At 60.8% G+C, this 20357-nt stretch carries 9 protein-coding genes, 3 tRNA genes, 3 rRNA genes and 2 pseudogenes; 12 read left to right on the top strand and 5 right to left on the bottom strand.

Annotated features, from left to right (window positions below; genetic code table 11):
* Window positions 1-60 precede the first annotated feature (60 nt).
* The 3 genes from QFZ94_RS10040 to QFZ94_RS10050 all read left to right on the top strand — a co-directional run bounded on the left by QFZ94_RS10040 (window position 61) and on the right by QFZ94_RS10050 (window position 4325).
* Window positions 61-1233 carry an NAD(P)/FAD-dependent oxidoreductase gene (locus tag QFZ94_RS10040; RefSeq protein ID WP_429456576.1) on the top strand — a complete coding sequence of 391 codons (1173 nt, stop codon included), beginning with the start codon at window positions 61-63 and terminating at the stop codon, window positions 1231-1233.
* Window positions 1234-1388: 155 nt separating this feature from the next.
* A complete protein-coding gene (locus QFZ94_RS10045; RefSeq protein WP_429457751.1) occupies window positions 1389-2597 on the top strand; it encodes a PLP-dependent aminotransferase family protein in 1209 nt (402 codons plus the stop codon).
* A gap of 624 nt (window positions 2598-3221) precedes the next feature.
* Window positions 3222-4325 carry a YjgN family protein gene (locus QFZ94_RS10050; protein WP_429456578.1) on the top strand — a complete coding sequence of 368 codons (1104 nt, stop codon included), beginning with the start codon at window positions 3222-3224 and terminating at the stop codon, window positions 4323-4325.
* A 332-nt stretch (window positions 4326-4657) separates the two neighbouring features.
* Here QFZ94_RS10050 and rpoD read toward each other — a convergent pair whose 3' ends face one another.
* A complete protein-coding gene (rpoD, locus tag QFZ94_RS10055) occupies window positions 4658-6655 on the bottom strand; it encodes an RNA polymerase sigma factor RpoD (protein ID WP_368587436.1) in 1998 nt (665 codons plus the stop codon).
* Window positions 6656-7375: 720 nt separating this feature from the next.
* On the opposite strand from rpoD, the gene QFZ94_RS10060 reads away from it, so the two are divergent.
* The 5 genes from QFZ94_RS10060 (at window position 7376) to rrf (ending at window position 12706) form a co-directional block, all read left to right on the top strand.
* A 16S ribosomal RNA gene (locus QFZ94_RS10060) occupies window positions 7376-8908 on the top strand.
* A 78-nt stretch (window positions 8909-8986) separates the two neighbouring features.
* A tRNA-Ile gene (locus QFZ94_RS10065) sits at window positions 8987-9063 on the top strand.
* Between the two features lie 57 nt (window positions 9064-9120).
* A tRNA-Ala gene (locus tag QFZ94_RS10070) sits at window positions 9121-9196 on the top strand.
* A 291-nt stretch (window positions 9197-9487) separates the two neighbouring features.
* Window positions 9488-12367 (top strand): 23S ribosomal RNA (locus tag QFZ94_RS10075).
* Window positions 12368-12592: 225 nt separating this feature from the next.
* Window positions 12593-12706, top strand: a 5S ribosomal RNA gene (gene rrf, locus QFZ94_RS10080).
* The 16S, 23S and 5S rRNA genes sit together here with 2 tRNA genes alongside, the layout of an rRNA operon.
* A gap of 180 nt (window positions 12707-12886) precedes the next feature.
* Here rrf and QFZ94_RS10085 read toward each other — a convergent pair.
* On the bottom strand, window positions 12887-13348 hold the full coding sequence (locus QFZ94_RS10085) for a hypothetical protein (RefSeq protein ID WP_429456580.1): 462 nt from the start codon (window positions 13346-13348) through the stop codon (window positions 12887-12889).
* A gap of 477 nt (window positions 13349-13825) precedes the next feature.
* On the opposite strand from QFZ94_RS10085, the pseudogene QFZ94_RS10090 reads away from it, so the two are divergent.
* The 4 genes and pseudogenes from QFZ94_RS10090 to QFZ94_RS10105 form a co-directional block, all read left to right on the top strand.
* Window positions 13826-14030: pseudogene (locus tag QFZ94_RS10090) on the top strand (Zn-dependent hydrolase); the annotation flags it as partial.
* Window positions 14027-15517, top strand: coding sequence for a M81 family metallopeptidase (locus QFZ94_RS10095; protein WP_429456582.1), 1491 nt, complete (start codon window positions 14027-14029; stop codon window positions 15515-15517). The pseudogene QFZ94_RS10090 and the gene QFZ94_RS10095, both read left to right, overlap by 4 nt.
* Window positions 15518-15595: 78 nt before the next feature.
* Window positions 15596-15672, top strand: a tRNA-Val gene (locus QFZ94_RS10100).
* Window positions 15673-15793: 121 nt separating this feature from the next.
* Window positions 15794-16512 (top strand): annotated as a pseudogene (locus tag QFZ94_RS10105) (dihydroxyacetone kinase subunit DhaK); the annotation flags it as partial.
* 325 nt (window positions 16513-16837) lie between these two features.
* Here QFZ94_RS10105 and QFZ94_RS10110 read toward each other — a convergent pair.
* The 3 genes from QFZ94_RS10110 to selD all read right to left on the bottom strand — a co-directional run bounded on the left by QFZ94_RS10110 (window position 16838) and on the right by selD (window position 20163).
* Window positions 16838-17893 (bottom strand): permease, encoded by a 1056-nt coding sequence (locus QFZ94_RS10110; RefSeq protein ID WP_429456584.1) that lies wholly within the window; start codon window positions 17891-17893, stop codon window positions 16838-16840.
* 25 nt (window positions 17894-17918) lie between these two features.
* Window positions 17919-18986: a tRNA 2-selenouridine(34) synthase MnmH gene (gene mnmH / locus QFZ94_RS10115; RefSeq protein ID WP_429456586.1), complete on the bottom strand. Its 1068-nt coding sequence runs from the start codon at window positions 18984-18986 to the stop codon at window positions 17919-17921.
* A 118-nt stretch (window positions 18987-19104) separates the two neighbouring features.
* Entirely contained in the window at window positions 19105-20163 is a 1059-nt protein-coding gene (selD, locus tag QFZ94_RS10120; RefSeq protein ID WP_429456588.1) for a selenide, water dikinase SelD, read from the bottom strand.
* Window positions 20164-20357 lie beyond the last annotated feature (194 nt).

Consider the following 20357-nt stretch of genomic DNA (forward strand, 5'->3'; position numbering starts at 1 on the left):
TAGCAATCCGTTTGCGCCGCCCGGCGTTCCGGAGCGGCCACGTTACTCGTGGGGTAAGACGTGAGTTCGAAAGTCGTGATCGTCGGCGGTGGGGTAATCGGCAGTTCGATTGCGTATTTCTTGCGGCTGTCCGATCCGACGGTCGGCGTCACGGTGATCGAACGCGATCCGAGCTATGCGCGTTCGTCGTCGGCCTTGTCGGCGGCGTCGATCCGGCAGCAATTTTCTACGCCGCTTTCCATTCAGATGTCGCTGTTCGGCATCGAGTTTCTGCGTTCGATCGGCGAGCGGCTCGAAGTCGACGGTACGCGGCCGTCGATCGATCTGCACGAAGGCGGCTACCTGTTCCTCGCGACATCGGCCGGTGAAGCGACACTGCGCGAGAATCACGCGCTGCAAAAAAGCCTCGGCGCGGACATCAGCCTGCTCGACACGCACGGCTTGCAAACGCGCTTCCCGTGGCTCAATACCGACGATCTCGTTGCCGGCGCTTTTGGCGAAAGCGGCGAGGGCTGGTTCGACGGCTACGGTCTCGTGCAGGCGCTGCGCAAGAAAGCGCAGGCGCTCGGCGCGCGCTATGTCGCGGCCGACGTCACCGCGCTGCATCGCGACGGCAGCCGCGTCACGCAGGTACGAACCGCGGACGGCGAGACCTATGCTTGCGACGTCGTCGTCAACGCGGCCGGCGCGTGGTCGCGCAAAGTCGCGCAAATGATCGGCATCGACCTGCCCGTCTTTGCGCGGCGGCGCAGTATCTTCAATGTCACGTCGCCGGCGAGGCTCGAACGCTGTCCGCTGCTGATCGATCCGAGCGGCGTGTACTTCCGGCCGGAAGGCAATTCGTATATCTGCGGCACGTCGCCATCGGCCGATAACGACCCGGACGATCTACCGCTCGACGAAGTCGATCACGCGCTATTCGACGACGTGATCTGGCCGACGCTCGCGAATCGCGTGCCGCAATTCGAGGCGCTGCGCGTGCAGAACTGCTGGTCCGGCTATTACGAATACAACGTGCTCGATCAGAACGCGATCATTGGCCATCATCCGGATGTCGATAACTGCATCTTCGCGAATGGCTTCAGCGGCCACGGTTTGCAGCAAGGCCCGGCAACCGGACGCGGCATCAGCGAATTGATTCTGCATGGCCGCTATACGACGCTCGACCTCGATTCACTGAGCTTCGTGCGCGTGCTTGAAAACCGGCCGATCATCGAGAAGAACGTGGTGTAGCCAGCGCCTTGTATGGCCCGATGGGGGGGCATGCGGAAAACGCAATAACTAGTGCATAGATATCGTTTGCCGCAGATCCCGCCGATGGCCACAATCGACGCCGATCGTCTTCGACATCCGAATCGATACCACACGAAAGGCAGGCGGCCGTCATGATGTTCTCGTTCAATCCCGCATTCGAAGCACCGAGCGGCTCGCCGATCCGCGAGCTGTTCAAATACCTCGCGCAGCCCGGCATGATCTCGTTTGCCGGCGGCTATCCGGCGAGCGATCTGTTCGACCGTGAAGGACTCGATGCCGCGGCCGCGCGCGCCTCGCATCAGCCGACGCTGTGTCTGCAATACGGCCCGACCGATGGCATCGCTATCCTCAAGGAACAGCTCGCGCAACTGATGGCACGGCGCGGCGCGCCCTGCACGCCAACAGAGCTGCTGGTGACGACCGGTTCGCAACAAGGCTTCGATCTGCTGCTGCGCGTGATGGTGGCGCCCGGCGACGTCGTGCTCGTCGAACAGCCCGCGTATCCGGCCACGTTGCAGGCGCTGAAACTGCAACAGGCCGACGTCGTCACGGTATCCGTCGATCAGCACGGACTCGACGTCGCGAAGCTCGCCGCAGTGCTCGAATCGGGCACGCTGCGTCGCGCTCCCAAGCTGCTGTACACGGTGCCGACCTTCGCGAATCCGACTGGCGCGACGTTGTCGCTCGAACGTCGACTCGCATTGTTGAAACTGGCGGTGCGTTATCGGTTCGTGATCGTCGAAGACGATCCGTACGGTGATCTGCGTTTCGGCGGCACGGCCGTGCCTTCGCTTTTCGCGTTGAGCGAGCAGGTGCCCGGTTCGCGCGACTGGGTCGTGCATTTTTCGAGTCTGTCGAAAATCGTCGCGCCGGGTTTGCGGGTCGGCTGGATGGTCGCGCACGGGGAGATCGTGCGGCGCTGCGTGGTCGCCAAGCAGACGGTCGATCTGTGCAGCGCGCCGTGGACCCACGTGATTGCGGCCGAGTACCTCGCGAGCGGCGCGTTGGAGCGTCATCTGCCGCGCATCATCGATGCGTATGCGGTGAAATGCCGCGCGCTATGCGATGCGCTCGATACGCATCTCGCACAGCACATCGCGTTTCATCGTCCGGCCGGCGGCATGTTCGTGTGGGCGCGTCTTAATGCGGCGCGCGATGCATCCGACTATCTGCGCATGTGCATTGAACAGAACGTGATGTTCGTGCCGGGCGTCGCGTTCTACAAGGACTCGGTCGATAGGGCGGCGCTGCGTCTGTCGTTTGCCGCGCCGGGTGTGGATGAGATTGAAACCGGCGTGCATCGAATGAAGCGCGCGCTCGAGCTGTACTTCGAGGGGCAATAAAACCCGCAATGCATCAATACAATCCGCGCAATGCGGAAATTACCCGGTTAGCATCTAATGTGCAGCCGGGTTTTTTATTCCAATGCCAAAAATTGTGGCGATTTAGCAGAATTCACCGCATTCCTTATTAATTGTGGAATTGCGTTGAGTGCCAATACGCAATCGTTTTCGTCCGCGTAAGCCGCTTCCTCAGGTCGGCCGTGCCAAGCTTCGGCCACGTCCGGAGGATTACCACGGCGGGTGGTGCGCACTCGCGAGCGGACCGTCAAATGATCGCCGCAATGAAATCTTTATTGCGTGCGGTAATTCGAAATTATGCGAATTGAATATATTCGCGCGTTGCCAAATTTCGTAATGAAAATGGCCGATTTATATGCGAAATGCCATTTATAAAGATAAGAAACCGTGTAATTATGTGTTTGCCGGTCGGTTTCCGTTTTGCGTGATTCCCTGCGTGTCTAAGAGACAGGTTTTGCATGGGCTCGCGCCACGCGAGCCGACCTTCGCACGGGAAAGCACCGTCGCCCGTCGCGTTCGCCCATGCATGCCGCATATGAGTGCCGCACGAGCATGCGTGAGCGGGCCACAAAAAACGTTAAATGAAGAAGAAAAGAGGGCAACGCAATGAATTCACTCGACGAGAAGCGGCCGCTGTTGATCTACGACGGCACGCTCGGCGACCTCTACGGCATCTTTTTCAGAAGCCTTTTGCTGCAAATCGTGACGCTCGGCATTTACCGCTTCTGGGCGACCACGAACAACCGCCGCTATGTCTGGTCGCACATGCGGTTTCAGGACGAGCGCTTCGAGTACACCGGCACCGGGGGCGAGCTATTCAAGGGCTTTCTGGTCGCGATCGTGGTCGTATTGGGCGCGACGTTCGCGGCTGGGGCGCTGAGTGTGGTCTTGCGCATGCTGACGAAAAGCGGGGCGCTCGGTTCGCTGCCTGTCATCGCGTTTTATCTGCTGATCGTCGTGTTCGCGGCGGCCGCGTTTTTCAGCGCGCAGCGCTACCGGCTGAGCCGCACGCAGTGGTGCGGTGTTCGCGGCGGTATGACCGGCTCGGCGCTTGGCTACGGAGTGCACGCGCTGCTGTATGCGCTGTTGTGCGTTGTCACGCTTGGCCAGACGATGCCGTGGACGTCGATGCGTCTGACGGAGCGCCGCATCAACGCGAGCAGCTTCGGTAGCCTGGCGTTTCGCTTCAAGGGGCGCGCGGGGGTCGTCTACGGTCTGTTCCTCGTTACGTTCGTCGGCGTGGTCGTTCTTTTTGCGGTGCTGTTCATGGTGTTTCTGAAGGGCGCGCTCGCATCGATGCATGTCGGCCACGTGTCGGGGGCGGGTGTGGCGCCCTGGCGGGCCGCGCTCGGATCGCTGTTTTTGTTTTATGCACTGTTCTCGATCGGCACGATGCTGATCCGCGGCTTCTATGTCGCCGCGCTGACGCGTCATGTGATGGGCAATACGTCGCTCGGCTCGCAATTGCATTTCGGCAGCAACGTCAGCGTCGCGCGTCTGCTCGGCTTGCAGTGCGGCAACCTCGCGATCATCGTGTTCACGCTGGGCTGCGGTGCGCCGATCGTACTGCATCGGCTGATGCGCTTTGCCGCCGACACGCTGCAGGTTTCCGGCTATCTCGATCCGCACATGCTGGGGCAAAGCACCGTGGCTGCGCCGCTGACCGGCGAGGGCATGCTGAACCTGCTGGATCATGGTGGCGCCTTTTGAGTTCGGATTCGCGTTGAGTGCGCAAACCTGGACGGCGGTTCGCACGGTGTGCGCTCACCGATAGGACACGCGACTCATCGAAGGCGTGAGAGCGAAACGCAGTACGCTCAATGACTTAGCGTAGTCATGCTCAGCTTGTCCACAAGCTTGTTCCCAAAATCTGTGGACAACAGGGGAGACGTGAAGCGGAGAACTCGCGCGCGTAAGGCTACCGGGAAGGTACAGCACAAAAACAAACAGCGGGACTCACCGTCAACCGGTTCATCCCGCTGCTTGTGTGTGACGATGTGCGTGGCTTGCCGTGCGGCGCGCACGGCAAGCGTGGCAAACGCTTATCGGTCGAGGAACGACTTCAGACGGTCCGCGCGGCTCGGATGCATGAGCTTGCGCATCGCCTTGCTCTCGATCTGACGGATCCGCTCGCGCGTCACGTCGAACTGCTTGCCCACTTCTTCGAGCGTGTGATCCGACTTCGTGTTGATGCCGTAGCGCATGCGCAGCACCTTCGCTTCGCGCGGCGACAGCGAGTCGAGCGCGTCGTCGATTGCAGCACGCAGGTCGGCCTGCATCGCGGCATCCGCCGGCGACGACACGGCTGCGTCTTCGATCATGTCGCCGAGCGTCGCATCGCCGTCGTCGCCGACCGGCGTTTCGAGCGATACCGGTTGCTTCGCGATCTTCAGAATCCCGCGCACCTTCTCTTCCGACAACTCCATGCGTTCCGCGAGCACCGCCGGATGCGCTTCCTGGCCGGTCTGCTGCAGGATCTCGCGCGAAATGCGGTTCAGCTTGTTGATCGTTTCGATCATGTGCACCGGCACGCGGATCGTGCGGGCCTGATCGGCGAGCGAACGCGTGACGGCCTGACGGACCCACCACGTCGCATACGTCGAAAACTTCCAGCCACGACGGTATTCGAACTTGTCCACGGCCTTCATCAGACCGATGTTGCCTTCCTGGATCAGATCGAGGAACAGCATGCCGCGGTTCACGTACTTCTTCGCGATCGAGATCACGAGACGCAGGTTCGCCTCGATCATCTCGCTCTTGGCCTTGCGCATCTTCGACTCGGCCGCGACCATCTTGCGGTTGATCTCTTTCAGATGCTTGAGCGGCAGCGACACTGTCGCTTCGATGTCGATCAGCTTCTGCTGTTCGGACTGGATGGCCGGCAGATGACGCTCGAGCGCCGCGCCGTACGTCGAAGCGCCGGTGCGCGCGGCACGCTCGGTCCAGCCGAGGTCGGCCTCGTTACCCGCGAACGTCTCGATGAACTTCTCGCGCGGCATGCCGGCCTTCGAGACGACGATCTGCAAAATGTTGCGCTCGATCGCGCGCACTTGCGCGACCTGGTGCTGCACGTCGCCGCACAGACGGTCGATCGTGCGTGCGGTGAAGCGGATCTTCGCGAGGTGCTGCTGAATGTCTTCGCGCGCGCGCAGATAGGCCTTCGAGGTGACGTCGCCGCGCGTGTGCGACGCGTTCATCTGGTCGAACAGTATGCCAACCTGGGCGAAGATTTCGAGGCAGTCGCTCGTGAGCTGCTTCAGGCGAGCTTCGTCCGCCGCCGACGAATCGGCCGGGCCGTCGTCGTCTTCTTCTTCGTCGTCGCTGTCTTCGTCGGCAACGCTGTCTTCGTCGGCATCCGCATCGGCGCTCTCGACTTCTTCCGCGGCGCCGGTCTCTTCATTCAGACCGTCGACGAGTTCGTCGATGCGCAGCTCGCCGTCGGCAACCTGCTGCGCGCTCGCGAGGATTGCGGAGATCGCGAGCGGGCATGCGGCGATCGCCTGGACCATTTCGTGCAGGCCGTCTTCGATGCGCTTCGCGATCGCGATTTCGCCTGCGCGGGTGAGTAGCTCTGTCGCGCCCATTTCGCGCATGTACATACGCACGGGGTCGGTGGTGCGGCCGAATTCGGAGTCGACGGTCGACAGCGCGACTTCGGTTTCCTCGTCCGCCTGGTCGTCCGACACCACCGCGGGGGAGTTCGAGTTGAGTAGCAGCGTTTCTGCGTCCGGCGCCTGCTCGTACACTTGCACGCCCATGTCGCTGAACGCGCTGACGATGCTGTCGATCGCGGCGGTTGCGGTGAAGTTGTCGGGCAGGTGGTCGTTGATCTGCGCGTGGGTCAGATAGCCTTGCTCTTTACCCAGCTGAATCAGTGCGCGCATCAGGCGCTGGCGTTCTTCGGCTTGTTGCGGCGGCAGCTCGGCTGCCACAGGGATCGCTTTGCTGGCGCCCTTGCCTTTGGCCGCACGGCCGGACGGAACTTTGGCAGTGAAGGCGGCGGTTTCGTGTTGCGAATCTTCGCGATCAAAAGGGTTCACGTAATTTCCTCTAGAGGCTTCGCTATGAGACGCAAGACGCTACCGTCAGGCGTTTCGAGCAGGGCTCAGCATCACCTGATGTGACTCAACGCGGTTGTTGGGCTGTGCTCTGGGGAGCAAAAAAGATGAGCCCGCTCGAAGCGGGCCGATGGACATGCGAAATTTTGCGCGGCTCGCATTATATACGAGCTTGGGGGTTCGCGCTCATGGGTGCACATCAAATCATCGTCGTTGTTGTCGCATGCATGCGTGAGACTGCGCGGGTGCGGAGTCCGTGTGCATGCGCGGGACACGACGTAGATAGGGGCGCGTTGATCCTTGCACAAGGGGGCTTGTCGTTTTCTTATCTATGGGGGCCGCATCCTCGTGTGCTGTCCCCAAAAGAAATTCGCAGAAGGGGCTTGACGTGTTGTCGACCGCTCTCCATAATCTCGTTTCTCTGCTGCAGACGCAGCGACGCAAACGAAGCGGTGCCGGGTAGTGGTGGTTCAGGCGCGGCGGGTTGGGCGGATCGATCTTTAAAAACTAACAGCCGATAAGTGTGGGCGCTTGATGCGGAATGCGGCGGCGGATTCTTGTGGATCTGCTGCAAGGCAAAAAGTATCAGAAAGCCTCACACAGTATTAGAGGAAGGTTTATCTGTCGAAAGACGGATTGATCATCGTCAGTACGTTGAGTGAGCGACCGGTTTCTGACGAAACCGAAAACAGTAACAGGTTTGAACTGAAGAGTTTGATCCTGGCTCAGATTGAACGCTGGCGGCATGCCTTACACATGCAAGTCGAACGGCAGCACGGACTTCGGTCTGGTGGCGAGTGGCGAACGGGTGAGTAATACATCGGAACGTGTCCTGGAGTGGGGGATAGCCCGGCGAAAGCCGGATTAATACCGCATACGCTCTGTGGAGGAAAGCGGGGGATCTTTCGGGACCTCGCGCTCAAGGGGCGGCCGATGGCAGATTAGGTAGTTGGTGGGGTAAAGGCCTACCAAGCCGACGATCTGTAGCTGGTCTGAGAGGACGACCAGCCACACTGGGACTGAGACACGGCCCAGACTCCTACGGGAGGCAGCAGTGGGGAATTTTGGACAATGGGCGCAAGCCTGATCCAGCAATGCCGCGTGTGTGAAGAAGGCCTTCGGGTTGTAAAGCACTTTTGTCCGGAAAGAAAACCTCGTGGCTAATATCCATGAGGGATGACGGTACCGGAAGAATAAGCACCGGCTAACTACGTGCCAGCAGCCGCGGTAATACGTAGGGTGCGAGCGTTAATCGGAATTACTGGGCGTAAAGCGTGCGCAGGCGGTGCTGTAAGACCGATGTGAAATCCCCGGGCTTAACCTGGGAACTGCATTGGTGACTGCAGCGCTGGAGTATGGCAGAGGGGGGTGGAATTCCACGTGTAGCAGTGAAATGCGTAGAGATGTGGAGGAACACCGATGGCGAAGGCAGCCCCCTGGGCCAATACTGACGCTCATGCACGAAAGCGTGGGGAGCAAACAGGATTAGATACCCTGGTAGTCCACGCCCTAAACGATGTCAACTGGTTGTCGGGCCTTCATTGGCTTGGTAACGTAGCTAACGCGTGAAGTTGACCGCCTGGGGAGTACGGTCGCAAGATTAAAACTCAAAGGAATTGACGGGGACCCGCACAAGCGGTGGATGATGTGGATTAATTCGATGCAACGCGAAAAACCTTACCTACCCTTGACATGGATGGAATCCTGCTGAGAGGCGGGAGTGCCCGAAAGGGAGCCATCACACAGGTGCTGCATGGCTGTCGTCAGCTCGTGTCGTGAGATGTTGGGTTAAGTCCCGCAACGAGCGCAACCCTTGTCCCTAGTTGCTACGCAAGAGCACTCCAGGGAGACTGCCGGTGACAAACCGGAGGAAGGTGGGGATGACGTCAAGTCCTCATGGCCCTTATGGGTAGGGCTTCACACGTCATACAATGGTCGGAACAGAGGGTTGCCAAGCCGCGAGGTGGAGCCAATCCCAGAAAACCGATCGTAGTCCGGATCGCACTCTGCAACTCGAGTGCGTGAAGCTGGAATCGCTAGTAATCGCGGATCAGCATGCCGCGGTGAATACGTTCCCGGGTCTTGTACACACCGCCCGTCACACCATGGGAGTGGGTTTTACCAGAAGTGGCTAGTCTAACCGCAAGGAGGACGGTCACCACGGTAGGATTCATGACTGGGGTGAAGTCGTAACAAGGTAGCCGTATCGGAAGGTGCGGCTGGATCACCTCCTTTCCAGAGCTATGCATTCAGTGCATTCAAGTGCTCACGCTTATCGGCTGTGGTTTAGAGAAGCAACGCAGACAGACTCAGGGGTCTGTAGCTCAGTCGGTTAGAGCACCGTCTTGATAAGGCGGGGGTCGATGGTTCGAATCCATCCAGACCCACCACTGTCTTGTCTGGTGAGCTGGTCGGGTGAGCCCCTCTGGAGTGTGTGCTGTATGACTGGGGGATTAGCTCAGCTGGGAGAGCACCTGCTTTGCAAGCAGGGGGTCGTCGGTTCGATCCCGTCATCCTCCACCAATCCTCAATGCGCAGGGTTCTGCACACATGCAGAGCGTTGCGCATTGGCGATTGAGCCAGTCAGCGCGATGTGAGGCAACTCATGATCGGCTGTCGTTCTTTAACAATCAGGAAGAAGTAGTAAAGAGATTCACGAAAGCGGACCTGGAGATGGGTGCGTGAGTAGGTGAATCAGGGTTGTGATTGTATCGATGTATTTTATAAGTGATCGAGAGATCGCTTTGGAATACGGCGCAACACGAATACTCAACCTGTAGCGCGTGCGTCTGAACTGAGACACACCCGTTATAGGGTCAAGCGAACAAGTGCATGTGGTGAATGCCTTGGCGATCACAGGCGATGAAGGACGCGGTAGCCTGCGAAAAGCTCCGGGGAGCTGGCAAACAAGCTTTGATCCGGAGATGTCCGAATGGGGAAACCCACTCCTAATGGAGTATCCGTAGCTGAATCCATAGGCTGCGTGAAGCGAACGCGGTGAACTGAAACATCTAAGTAACCGCAGGAAAAGAAATCAACCGAGATTCCCAAAGTAGTGGCGAGCGAAATGGGATCAGCCTGTACTCTTTATTTGCAGTGTTAGCCGAACGCTCTGGAAAGTGCGGCCATAGCGGGTGATAGCCCCGTAGGCGAAAACATTGTGAAAGAACTGGGTGTACGACAAGTAGGGCGGGACACGTGAAATCCTGTCTGAAGATGGGGGGACCATCCTCCAAGGCTAAATACTCGTGATCGACCGATAGTGAACCAGTACCGTGAGGGAAAGGCGAAAAGAACCCCGGGAGGGGAGTGAAACAGATCCTGAAACCGCATGCATACAAACAGTCGGAGCCTCGCAAGGGGTGACGGCGTACCTTTTGTATAATGGGTCAGCGACTTACATTCAGTGGCGAGCTTAACCGATTAGGGCAGGCGTAGCGAAAGCGAGTCCGAACAGGGCGTCCAGTCGCTGGGTGTAGACCCGAAACCAGGTGATCTATCCATGGCCAGGTTGAAGGCACGGTAACACGTGCTGGAGGACCGAACCCACTAACGTTGAAAAGTTAGGGGATGAGCTGTGGATAGGGGTGAAAGGCTAAACAAACCTGGAAATAGCTGGTTCTCTCCGAAAACTATTTAGGTAGTGCCTCGTGTATCACCTTCGGGGGTAGAGCACTGTCATGGTTGTGGGGTCCATTGCGGATTACTTCGCCATAGCAAACTCCGAATACCGAAGAGTGCAATCACGGGAGACAGACATCGGGTGCTAACGTCCGGTGTCAAGAGGGAAACAACCCAGACCGCCAGCTAAGGTCCCCAAATATGGCTAAGTGGGAAACGAAGTGGGAAGGCTAAAACAGTCAGGAGGTTGGCTTAGAAGCAGCCACCCTTTAAAGAAAGCGTAATAGCTCACTGATCGAGTCGTCCTGCGCGGAAGATGTAACGGGGCTAAGCCATATACCGAAGCTGCGGATGCACATTTATGTGCATGGTAGGAGAGCGTTCCGTAAGCCTGCGAAGGTGCACTGGAAAGTGTGCTGGAGGTATCGGAAGTGCGAATGCTGACATGAGTAGCGATAAAGGGGGTGAAAGGCCCCCTCGCCGTAAGCCCAAGGTTTCCTACGCAACGTTCATCGGCGTAGGGTGAGTCGGCCCCTAAGGCGAGGCAGAAATGCGTAGCTGATGGGAAGCAGATTAATATTTCTGCACCATTGTGAAATGCGATGGGGGGACGGATCGCGGAAGGTTGTCCGGGTGTTGGAAGTCCCGGTCGCTGCATTGGAGAGGGTGCCCTGGCAAATCCGGGCACAGGACTCAAGGGTGTGGCGCGAGCTTCTTCGGAAGCGAAGCAACTGGAAGGGGTTCCAGGAAAAGCCTCTAAGCTTCAGTTTCACAGTGACCGTACCGCAAACCGACACAGGTGGGCGAGATGAGTATTCTAAGGCGCTTGAGAGAACTCGGGAGAAGGAACTCGGCAAATTGGTACCGTAACTTCGGGATAAGGTACGCCCCGGTAGCTTGACTGGCCTGCGCCAGAAGGGTGAAGGGGTTGCAATAAACTGGTGGCTGCGACTGTTTAATAAAAACACAGCACTCTGCAAACACGAAAGTGGACGTATAGGGTGTGACGCCTGCCCGGTGCCGGAAGATTAAATGATGGGGTGCAAGCTCCTGATTGAAGTCCCGGTAAACGGCGGCCGTAACTATAACGGTCCTAAGGTAGCGAAATTCCTTGTCGGGTAAGTTCCGACCTGCACGAATGGCGTAACGATGGCCACACTGTCTCCTCCCGAGACTCAGCGAAGTTGAAGTGTTTGTGATGATGCAATCTCCCCGCGGCTAGACGGAAAGACCCCATGAACCTTTACTGTAGCTTTGCATTGGACTTTGAACCGGTCTGTGTAGGATAGGTGGGAGGCTATGAAGCGTGGACGCCAGTCTGCGTGGAGCCGTCCTTGAAATACCACCCTGATCTGTTTGAGGTTCTAACCTTGGTCCGTGATCCGGATCGGGGACAGTGCATGGTAGGCAGTTTGACTGGGGCGGTCTCCTCCCAAAGTGTAACGGAGGAGTACGAAGGTACGCTAGGTACGGTCGGAAATCGTGCTGATAGTGCAATGGCATAAGCGTGCTTGACTGTGAGACTGACAAGTCGAACAGGTGCGAAAGCAGGTCATAGTGATCCGGTGGTTCTGTATGGAAGGGCCATCGCTCAACGGATAAAAGGTACTCTGGGGATAACAGGCTGATACCGCCCAAGAGTTCATATCGACGGCGGTGTTTGGCACCTCGATGTCGGCTCATCTCATCCTGGGGCTGTAGCCGGTCCCAAGGGTATGGCTGTTCGCCATTTAAAGAGGTACGTGAGCTGGGTTTAAAACGTCGTGAGACAGTTTGGTCCCTATCTGCCGTGGGCGCTGGATATTTGAAGGGGGCTGCTCCTAGTACGAGAGGACCGGAGTGGACGAACCTCTGGTGTACCGGTTGTCACGCCAGTGGCATCGCCGGGTAGCTATGTTCGGAAGAGATAACCGCTGAAAGCATCTAAGCGGGAAACTCGCCTTAAGATGAGATATCCCCGGGGCTTCGAGCCCCTTGAAGGGTCGTTCAAGACCAGGACGTTGATAGGTCAGGTGTGCACGTACAGTAATGTACTGAGCTAACTGATACTAATTGCCCGTAAGGCTTGATCCTATAACAGGTGTGTTTCGACATGAGTTAGCGCTTTAGCGCTTGCGACTGTCCGATCCCCGAAAGGGATGCGCTGGAACTCCCGCAGGAGTCACCAGCCCACACGGTTGAGAGATCAGTGTTGCGCCAGAAACAACACAACCCACACACGAATCCTTTACGCTTCTTCCCGATTGGCTGTGGCGCCAGGTTGACCTCAACCTGACAGCGACGCAGCAACCCGTCATGCCTGATGACCATAGCGAGTCGGTCCCACCCCTTCCCATCCCGAACAGGACCGTGAAACGACTCCACGCCGATGATAGTGCGGATTGCCCGTGTGAAAGTAGGTAATCGTCAGGCTCCCCCACAAGCCAGAAACCCCACCCCCAGCGGTGGGGTTTTTGCGTTTACGCGGCCAATTCCGCGCGCTTCAACTACTTTCCGATCCGAAGCGCATCCGCGTAACCCGGCGACTTCCGACACGCTCGCTTAAAATCCGTGTCCTTCCGGCTCAGGCGGTCGGCACTTCCTCTAAAACCGCTATGCCCGCTTTCGCGCCGGCGCTCGATCGGATCCCCCTGCAATAAACCGGTCGAGTCTCTCACTGGCCTCGGTAATCGCCCAAAGCGGAGCGCGATGCAACTGCCGATCGTACCTCGTCGCGATCGATGCAAAGAGCTCGAATCGCGCTTCGTCCAGCTTCCATTCGTCGCGTTCCCGACCTGCGTCGAACACCATCGCCGAGGCGCGATCCGCGGCGTGGAGTTCTTCATGGCTCATCGAGCCGAAGCCGGCATCGGCGAGGTAGCTGGTCAACAGCATGATCTGCGTGAGCGTCTGTGCATCGCTCTTCGTGCCGACGCCGCGACGCAATGCGTCGAGCGACAGATGAACTCGTAACGCGAGATCGTCGGCGATCTGGCGCGCGATGGGCAACAGCATGGCTTTGGCATGCCGCGCGCGGGCGGCGCTGGTGTTGCGGAAAGGAATCGGTTGTGCCATGGAGATCCAAGGGGTTTGCCTGAGCACATGCAATAACGGCGCGCTTCGCAAAAGGTTGAGCCTTCATTGCGTTTTACCCGCTTCCTTCGACGAAAACGTTTGCTGGCAACCACTTGCGCGCAAATTGCCGGCATGTCGCGGCGTCTGTAGTCGAGCGGATTGACACCTACATCGCCCGCGGTGCGCCGTTTGCTACCCTCGAATCCAGCGGTTTTCCCTCCCATCCTTCGCCCACGGAAAAGCGTCGCCACATTCCGACCTCGCGGACGTCCGGTCGTCAGCCTTGGCCAAACCTCTCTATCATGACAATTGGAACAACACCGACCAGCAAGCCGGAAGGGAGCAAGTCCGGCCCGCAAGCGCCATCCAGCTGCGTTCGACCCAAGGAAGCATCGATGCGGGCTCCATGCGGTGAACTGCCTCGCGCGCTCGATCATGCGCCGCGTCGCCGCGGCACGGTCGGCTGTCTCGACGTGCCTGTTCCCGATGGATGTGATCAGCGGCGCGGGCCACGACGCGGTCTATCTCGCGCGCGTCACACCCGGCAAGACGATCTTCGTTCCATGAAAGGACGGCGTCAGCCACAACGAAACCGAGGACGCGCGCCGATCAGCTGGAAGCCGGCTTCAATATGCTGCTGCAGCTGAGCGCGACGTCGAGGACAGGGAGCATACGCGCATGAAGATCCTGATCGCACGAATGAACCACGAGACCAACACGTTCTCGCCGGTAGAAACCCCGCTGGCCGCATTCGGCCGCAACGGTCCCAGCTACGGCCGCGCCGCGTTCGACGAAAACAAGGGTATGCAAACCGCGATGGCCGCGTTCATCGACGCGGCCGAGCGCGTCCACGCCGAAATCGTGACACCGATCTCCGCCATGGCGAATCCGAGCGGGCCAGTGGACGCCGCCGCCTACGATACGATCAGCGACGCGATCGTGGCAGCCGCGACGGGCTGCGACGCGGTAATGCTCGATCTGCACGGCGCGATGGTCGCCGAAAACTCGGTCGACGGCGAAGGCGATCTGCTCGCGCGTGTCCGTGCCTCATTGCCGCAAGCGCCGATCGCGGTCGCACTCGATCTGCACGGCAACGTCACGCAGAAGATGATCGACAACGCCGACATCATCGTCAGTTTCAAGACCTATCCGCACGTCGACATGTACGAGACTGGCGCGCACGCGGCGCGCCTATTGTTCGACATGATCGACGGCCACGCAAAGCCGGTCATCGCGTGGCGTCAACCGTCGCTGCTCACGCACACGCTGCGCAGCGCGAGCGCCGACGGCGCGATGAAACGCGCGCTCGATGCCGCGCACGCCGCCGAGGCCGAGGGCATGCTCGCGGTGTCGGTGCTGGCGGGCTTCTCGCTCGCCGATATCGACGCGCCATGCATTAGCGTCGTTGTAGTCGGCAATGGCGAGCGCGCGGATGCGGAGGCGGTCGCCGAGCGAGTCGCGCGGCAGATCTGGGACGAGCGCGACGATTTCGTCTATCGCAGCGCGCCGCTTGCCGAATCGGTCGCGCGGGCGGCGTCGCTCGCGCGCGGCGCCGACAAACCGGTGCTGCTGCTCGATCATGGCGACAACTGCATGTCAGGCGGCACGTGCGACACGATGGATCTGCTCGAGGAAGCATTGAAGCAGGGCCTCGAAGGCATCGTCAGCGGGCCGTTGTGCGACCCGCAGGCGGTCGCGGCCCTCGCGGCCTCAGGAGTCGGAAGTACAGTCACGCTCGCGATCGGCAACAAGCTGACAAACGATGCTTTGCCATCGCGTTCGCCGCTCGCCCTGACCGGCGTCGTGCGCGCGCTGACGGACGGCGAATACGTGATCAGCGGTCCGACCTACACGGGCCAACGCGCGTACATGGGTCGCGCGGCGGTGCTCGACACTGGCACGGTGAAACTCGTCGTGACCGAACACACGCATGAGCCATGGGATCTCGGCGTGTTCGAGAGCGTCGGCATCGATCCGCGCCGCGCGCGTTTTCTGCTGCTCAAATCACGCATGTATTGCCGGCCCGTATTCTTGCCGATCGCGGCGGCGCTCGTCGAATGCGATAGCCGCGGCGTCACGAGTTCGGACTACGGTCTGTTCAGATTCGAGCACGTGAAACGGCCGGTTTATCCATTGGACCCTGACACCGAATGGACCGCGACGAACTGATCAACACACATGCGTTTCGATAAATCGCCGCAAGGGCTTGTGAAGTCCGCAATGAGTCTCTATAATTCGCGCCTCTAAAGGCTCGTAGCTCAGTTGGTTAGAGCACCACCTTGACATGGTGGGGGTCGTTGGTTCGAATCCAATCGAGCCTACCAACGCATCTGTGACGTAGACGAAAGCGGTTCCGCTTTCGTCTACGGTCCTGTCAAATCCATCCCGTCGTTCCCGCAGTTTCGCCGTTCGGCATCACGTTCCCTTCGTTTTCGTTGTCCGCTCGTGGCTCACAGCTCGCGCACATTCACGCGCTCTCTGCCGCTGCCGCGTCGTCGTTCGACAACGCGCGGCGAGGTCGCGCTGATCTCCGGCGGCGGCTCGGGCCACGAGCCCGCGCACGGCGGCTACGTCGGCCACGGCATGCTGAGCGCGGCGGTGGCCGGCGAAGTCTTTACATCGCCATCCACCGACGCCGTGCTCGACGCAATCCGTGCGGTGGCCGGTCCCGCGGGCGCGTTGCTGATCGCCAAGAACTACACGGGGGACCGCTTCAACTTTGGCCTCGCGGCCGAAATGGCGCGCGCCGAGGGCATTCCCGTCGAGATGATGATCGTCGCCGACGACGTCGCGTTGAGCGCGAGCGCGATCACGCGGGCCGTCGCGGACTAGCGGGCACGGTGCTGGTTCACAAGATCGCGGGCGCGGCAGCGGCGCGCGGTTTGCCGTTGGCCGAGGTCGCGCGGATCGCCAAAGAAGCGGCCGCGTCTCTCGGCACGATGGGCGTCGCGCTGACGCCCTGCACGGTGCCGGCCGCGGGCAAGCCGGGCTTCGAACTGGGCGATCGCGAAATCGAATGGGGCCTCGGCATTCATGGCGAACCCGGCGTGGCGCGCGGTGCGCTGGAGCCGGCCGATGCGATGGTCGGCAAGCTGCTGGCAACGACCTCGCGTACCGCCTCGATGCATCCGCGCCGCGGGCGTTCGAGTTATGTCGGCGAGCGAGCGATCGGTCATGTGGACCCGGGCGCGCACGCGGTGGCGTTATGGCTCGCAGCGATTCGCGAGGCCCTTTCCGGTCAGGCGCGGGCGAACGCGAACGCTACTGCGAACGCAACGGGCAAACGAGCTTGCACGGACGAGAAAAACAACGATGCCTTCAAGGCCGCAGCAGATCGAACCCCGCGAAAGCAACGACGCCGCTCAGCGCGATCAGCGCCACCGAATGCTGTCCAACGTACAGCAGCCCGGCGGCGGACCAACACGTGACGGCGAAAGCGGCGATACGTTTCATGCTTCCTTCTTCTACGACTCGAACTCAAAAACCGGCTCAGAAGCCTAGCGTAACGGCCAGCAAGCCACTGACGACACCGCACACCACCACCGCGCAGGCCACCATCGTCAGCACGCGCCGCGGAAACGACCGCGCGAGCATCGCGAGCGACGGCACGCTGACGAGCGGCAGCGTCATCAGCAGCGCGCCGGCGGGGCCGGCGGCCATACCGAACGACAGCATCGCCTGAATGATCGGCACTTCACCTGCGGTCGGAATCACGAACAGCGTGCCGGCGATCGACAGCGCAATGATCCACAGCAGGCTGTTGTCGACGTCCGGGCCTATATGCGGAAACAGCCACGCGCGCGCCGCGCCGAGAATCAGCACGAGCACGATGTATTCCGGCACGAGCCGCAGCGTCATGCGCCCGAGAATCGAGATCCAGCGCGAGAACGCGGTGCCCGGATCGTCGGCGCTGACCAGTTGCGCGACGGCCTCTCGCGACGCTTGCGCTTCCTGCGGCGTGACCATGCGGTTCACGAGGTAGCCGAGGCCGAACACCATCACGATGCCGAGCGCGAGACGCAGGCCCATCCACTGCCAGCCGAGCACGAAGCCCATGAAGATCAGTGTCGCGGGATTCAGCGCGGTATTACCGAGCCAAAAAGCAATCGCCGCACCCGGCGCCGCTTCGCGTGCGCGCAGGCCGGCGACGACCGGCGCCGCGCAGCAGGTGCACATCATGCCCGGCAACGACATCAGGCCGCCTTTGACGACGCTGTTGAAGTCGGCACGACCGAGCGCGCGCGCGACCCACTGCGGCGGAATCAGCGCCTGCACCGCGGAGCCGAGCAGCAGGCCGAGCACCATCGCCTGCCAGATCGCCTTGCCGTACGTGAGCGCGAAGTCGATCGCGGCCTGCCACGAGGCCGCCGGGGCGCTCGCGGACGTGCCCATCAAGATCGACTTGCCGATCGAATGCTGGCTCGCGGCGACGAACGCGCGGTTGTAGTACGGAAACCACTTCACATAGAAGAGGCCGACGACGGCGATCAGCAGGAATACGACCCAGCCAAGCGTGACGCGGGGTTGCCGAAGGGTTGATTGCATGATGGTTCTTAAATGTCGTTGTGAGTCAACCGAGGACTAGCGTACGGGTGTCGAGCTGCGCGAGCAGCGTTTTCGCCTGCTCGACGACGTCGGCATCGTTCGGGCGGAAATCGAGTTGCAGCGCATTCGGCAGCTGATCGAAATGCTGGCCGCTGCTGCGCGCATACGCGGGATCGTAGTGAAGTTCGATCAGTTCGTGCGCGAGCTCGGCGCGCCGGTTGTCGTCGACGAGCCGCTGCCAGCCCGTGACCCGCTCGCGGCTGTGCAGACCGATCAGCCGTTCCAGCTGTCCCTTGAAGTAGTCGGGATGCTCGAACAGATGCGCGTAATCCTGCAGCAGAAATGCCGCGCGATCCTCCCGGCTCGAACGCACCTCGACGCACGCGCCTCGATGAAACGTTTCGAGCAGCGCGAGCGGCAGCGTGACGGTGCCGATGCGCCGGCTTTCCGCCTCGACGAACACCGGCCGGTTCACGTCGAAATCTTGCAGAGCGGTGACGAGCAGCGTGTCGAAACGCTTCTGCGACGGCTGCTGCACGCCCGTGTACGCGCCGAGCAGCGAGCCGCGATGCGAGGCGAGCGCCTCGAGGTCGAGCGTTTGCGCGCCGGCCTGATGCAGCGCCGACAGCAGCCGTGTCTTGCCGCTGCCGGTCGGGCCGACGAGCGCGATGTAGCTGAAGCGGCGCGGCAGGGTTTCGAGCCTCTCCAGCGTGGCGCGCCGATAGCTCTTGTAGCCGCCCTCGAGTTGCCGCGCTGACCAGCCGATCATGTTGAACAGCGTCGTGACCGAGCCCGAGCGCTTGCCGCCGCGCCAGCAGTAGATGAGCGGGCGCCAGTTGCGCGGCCGGTCGGCGAACGTGGTTTCGAGATGATGCGCGATGTTGCGCGCGACGAGCGCCGCGCCGAGCCGCGTGCCCTCGAACGGCGACACCTGCTTGTAGGTCGTGCCGACCAGCACGCGTTCTTCGTTGCTGAGCACTGGCGCGTTGGTCGCGCCCGGAATATGGTCTTCCTCGAACTCGAGCGGCGTGCGAACGTCGACGATTTCATCGAAATCGTCGGCTTTATCGAGGCTGACTAGAAGACTTTTCAAGGGAGTAGGGACAAAACGGACCGCGGGAAGACCGAAATTATCGCATGCGCGGCTCGTTCGGGCCGGTTATGCGTCCTTGCCGGCGTTCTCCGGTGACGCGTCCCCTCAGCCGCCTGCCTCAGATGACCTCGACTCGCGCTTCCCCGCTCACCAGCTCGCCGATCACCCGCGCGTCGGCGAAGCCATCGGCGCGGAACAGCGCGAGCACCTCGTCGACCGCATCGGGCGCGCACGACACCAGCAGCCCGCCCGACGTCTGCGGATCGGTCAACAACGCGCGGCCGGCGGACGGCAACGTGGCGGGCAGCACCACGTCGTGGCCGTAGGCGTCCCAATTGCGGCCCGATGCGCCGGTGAAGATGCCGGCTTCCGCCAGGCTCGCGACGTTCGGCAGCCACGGCAGGTCCGCATAGCGCACGCGCGCGGTCAGCTTCGAGCCGCGCGCGAGTTCCAGCGTGTGACCGAGCAGGCCGAAGCCGGTGATGTCGGTCAGCGCATGCACGCCGTCGAGCCGCGCCAGCTCGGCGCCCGGCCGGTTCAGCTTGGTGGTCGCGCCGATCATGGCCGCGTAGCCGGCGTCATCGAGCCGGTCTTTTTTCAGTGCCGCGGACAGAATGCCGACGCCGAGCGGCTTGCCGAGGATCAGCACGTCGCCGGCCTGGCCGCCCGCGTTGCGCTTGACGCGCTTCGGATCGACGATGCCCAGCGCAACCAGGCCGTATATCGGCTCGACCGAATCGATCGAATGGCCGCCCGCGAGCGGGATGCCCGCGTCCGCGCAGACCGATTCGCCGCCTTTCAGCACGGCCGCGATCACGTCGTGCGGCAGCACGTTGATCGGCATGCCGACGATCGCGAGCGCCATGATCGGCTTGCCGCCCATCGCGTAGACGTCGGAAATCGCATTGGTCGCGGCGATGCGGCCGAAGTCGAACGGATCGTCGACGATCGGCATGAAGAAATCCGTGGTCGCGACGATCGCCTGGTCTTCGTTGAGCTTGTAGACGGCGGCGTCGTCGGCGGTGTCGTTGCCGACCAGCAGGTCGGGAAAAAACGGCAGCGGCGCGCTTCGCTTGAGCAGATCGGCGAGCAGGCCGGGCGCGATCTTGCAGCCGCAGCCGCCACCGTGCGACAGGCTCGTAAGGCGGGGCGACTGGCTTGCTTGGACTTGGGTCATGAGAGCGGGAGTTCGGGTTCGTCGAATGACCGCATTATGAGGGTAGTTTTCACACTGTGCAGCGTCGGCGCGGGCCGCAAACCGGCTTTATGCCAAAGCGGTATATCCGAACGATAAACGCCCGCGTAAAAAGTACTAACCCCGAAGCAAATGCCAACGGCAGGTGAGGCGATGAAACGAATTGTTCACGCGCT

The organism is Paraburkholderia sp. JPY465 (assembly GCF_050436725.1).
Lineage (GTDB): Bacteria > Pseudomonadota > Gammaproteobacteria > Burkholderiales > Burkholderiaceae > Paraburkholderia > Paraburkholderia youngii.

Coding starts and splice junctions, on each gene's coding strand:
- QFZ94_RS10045 (WP_429457751.1), top strand. CDS start 1,389: ATGTTCTCGTTCAATCCCGCATTCGAAGCACCGAGCGGCTCGCCGATC.
- QFZ94_RS10085 (WP_429456580.1), bottom strand. CDS start 13,348: ATGGCACAACCGATTCCTTTCCGCAACACCAGCGCCGCCCGCGCGCGG.
- QFZ94_RS10110 (WP_429456584.1), bottom strand. CDS start 17,893: ATGCAATCAACCCTTCGGCAACCCCGCGTCACGCTTGGCTGGGTCGTA.
- QFZ94_RS10095 (WP_429456582.1), top strand. CDS start 14,027: ATGAAGATCCTGATCGCACGAATGAACCACGAGACCAACACGTTCTCG.
- QFZ94_RS10050 (WP_429456578.1), top strand. CDS start 3,222: ATGAATTCACTCGACGAGAAGCGGCCGCTGTTGATCTACGACGGCACG.
- selD (WP_429456588.1), bottom strand. CDS start 20,163: ATGACCCAAGTCCAAGCAAGCCAGTCGCCCCGCCTTACGAGCCTGTCG.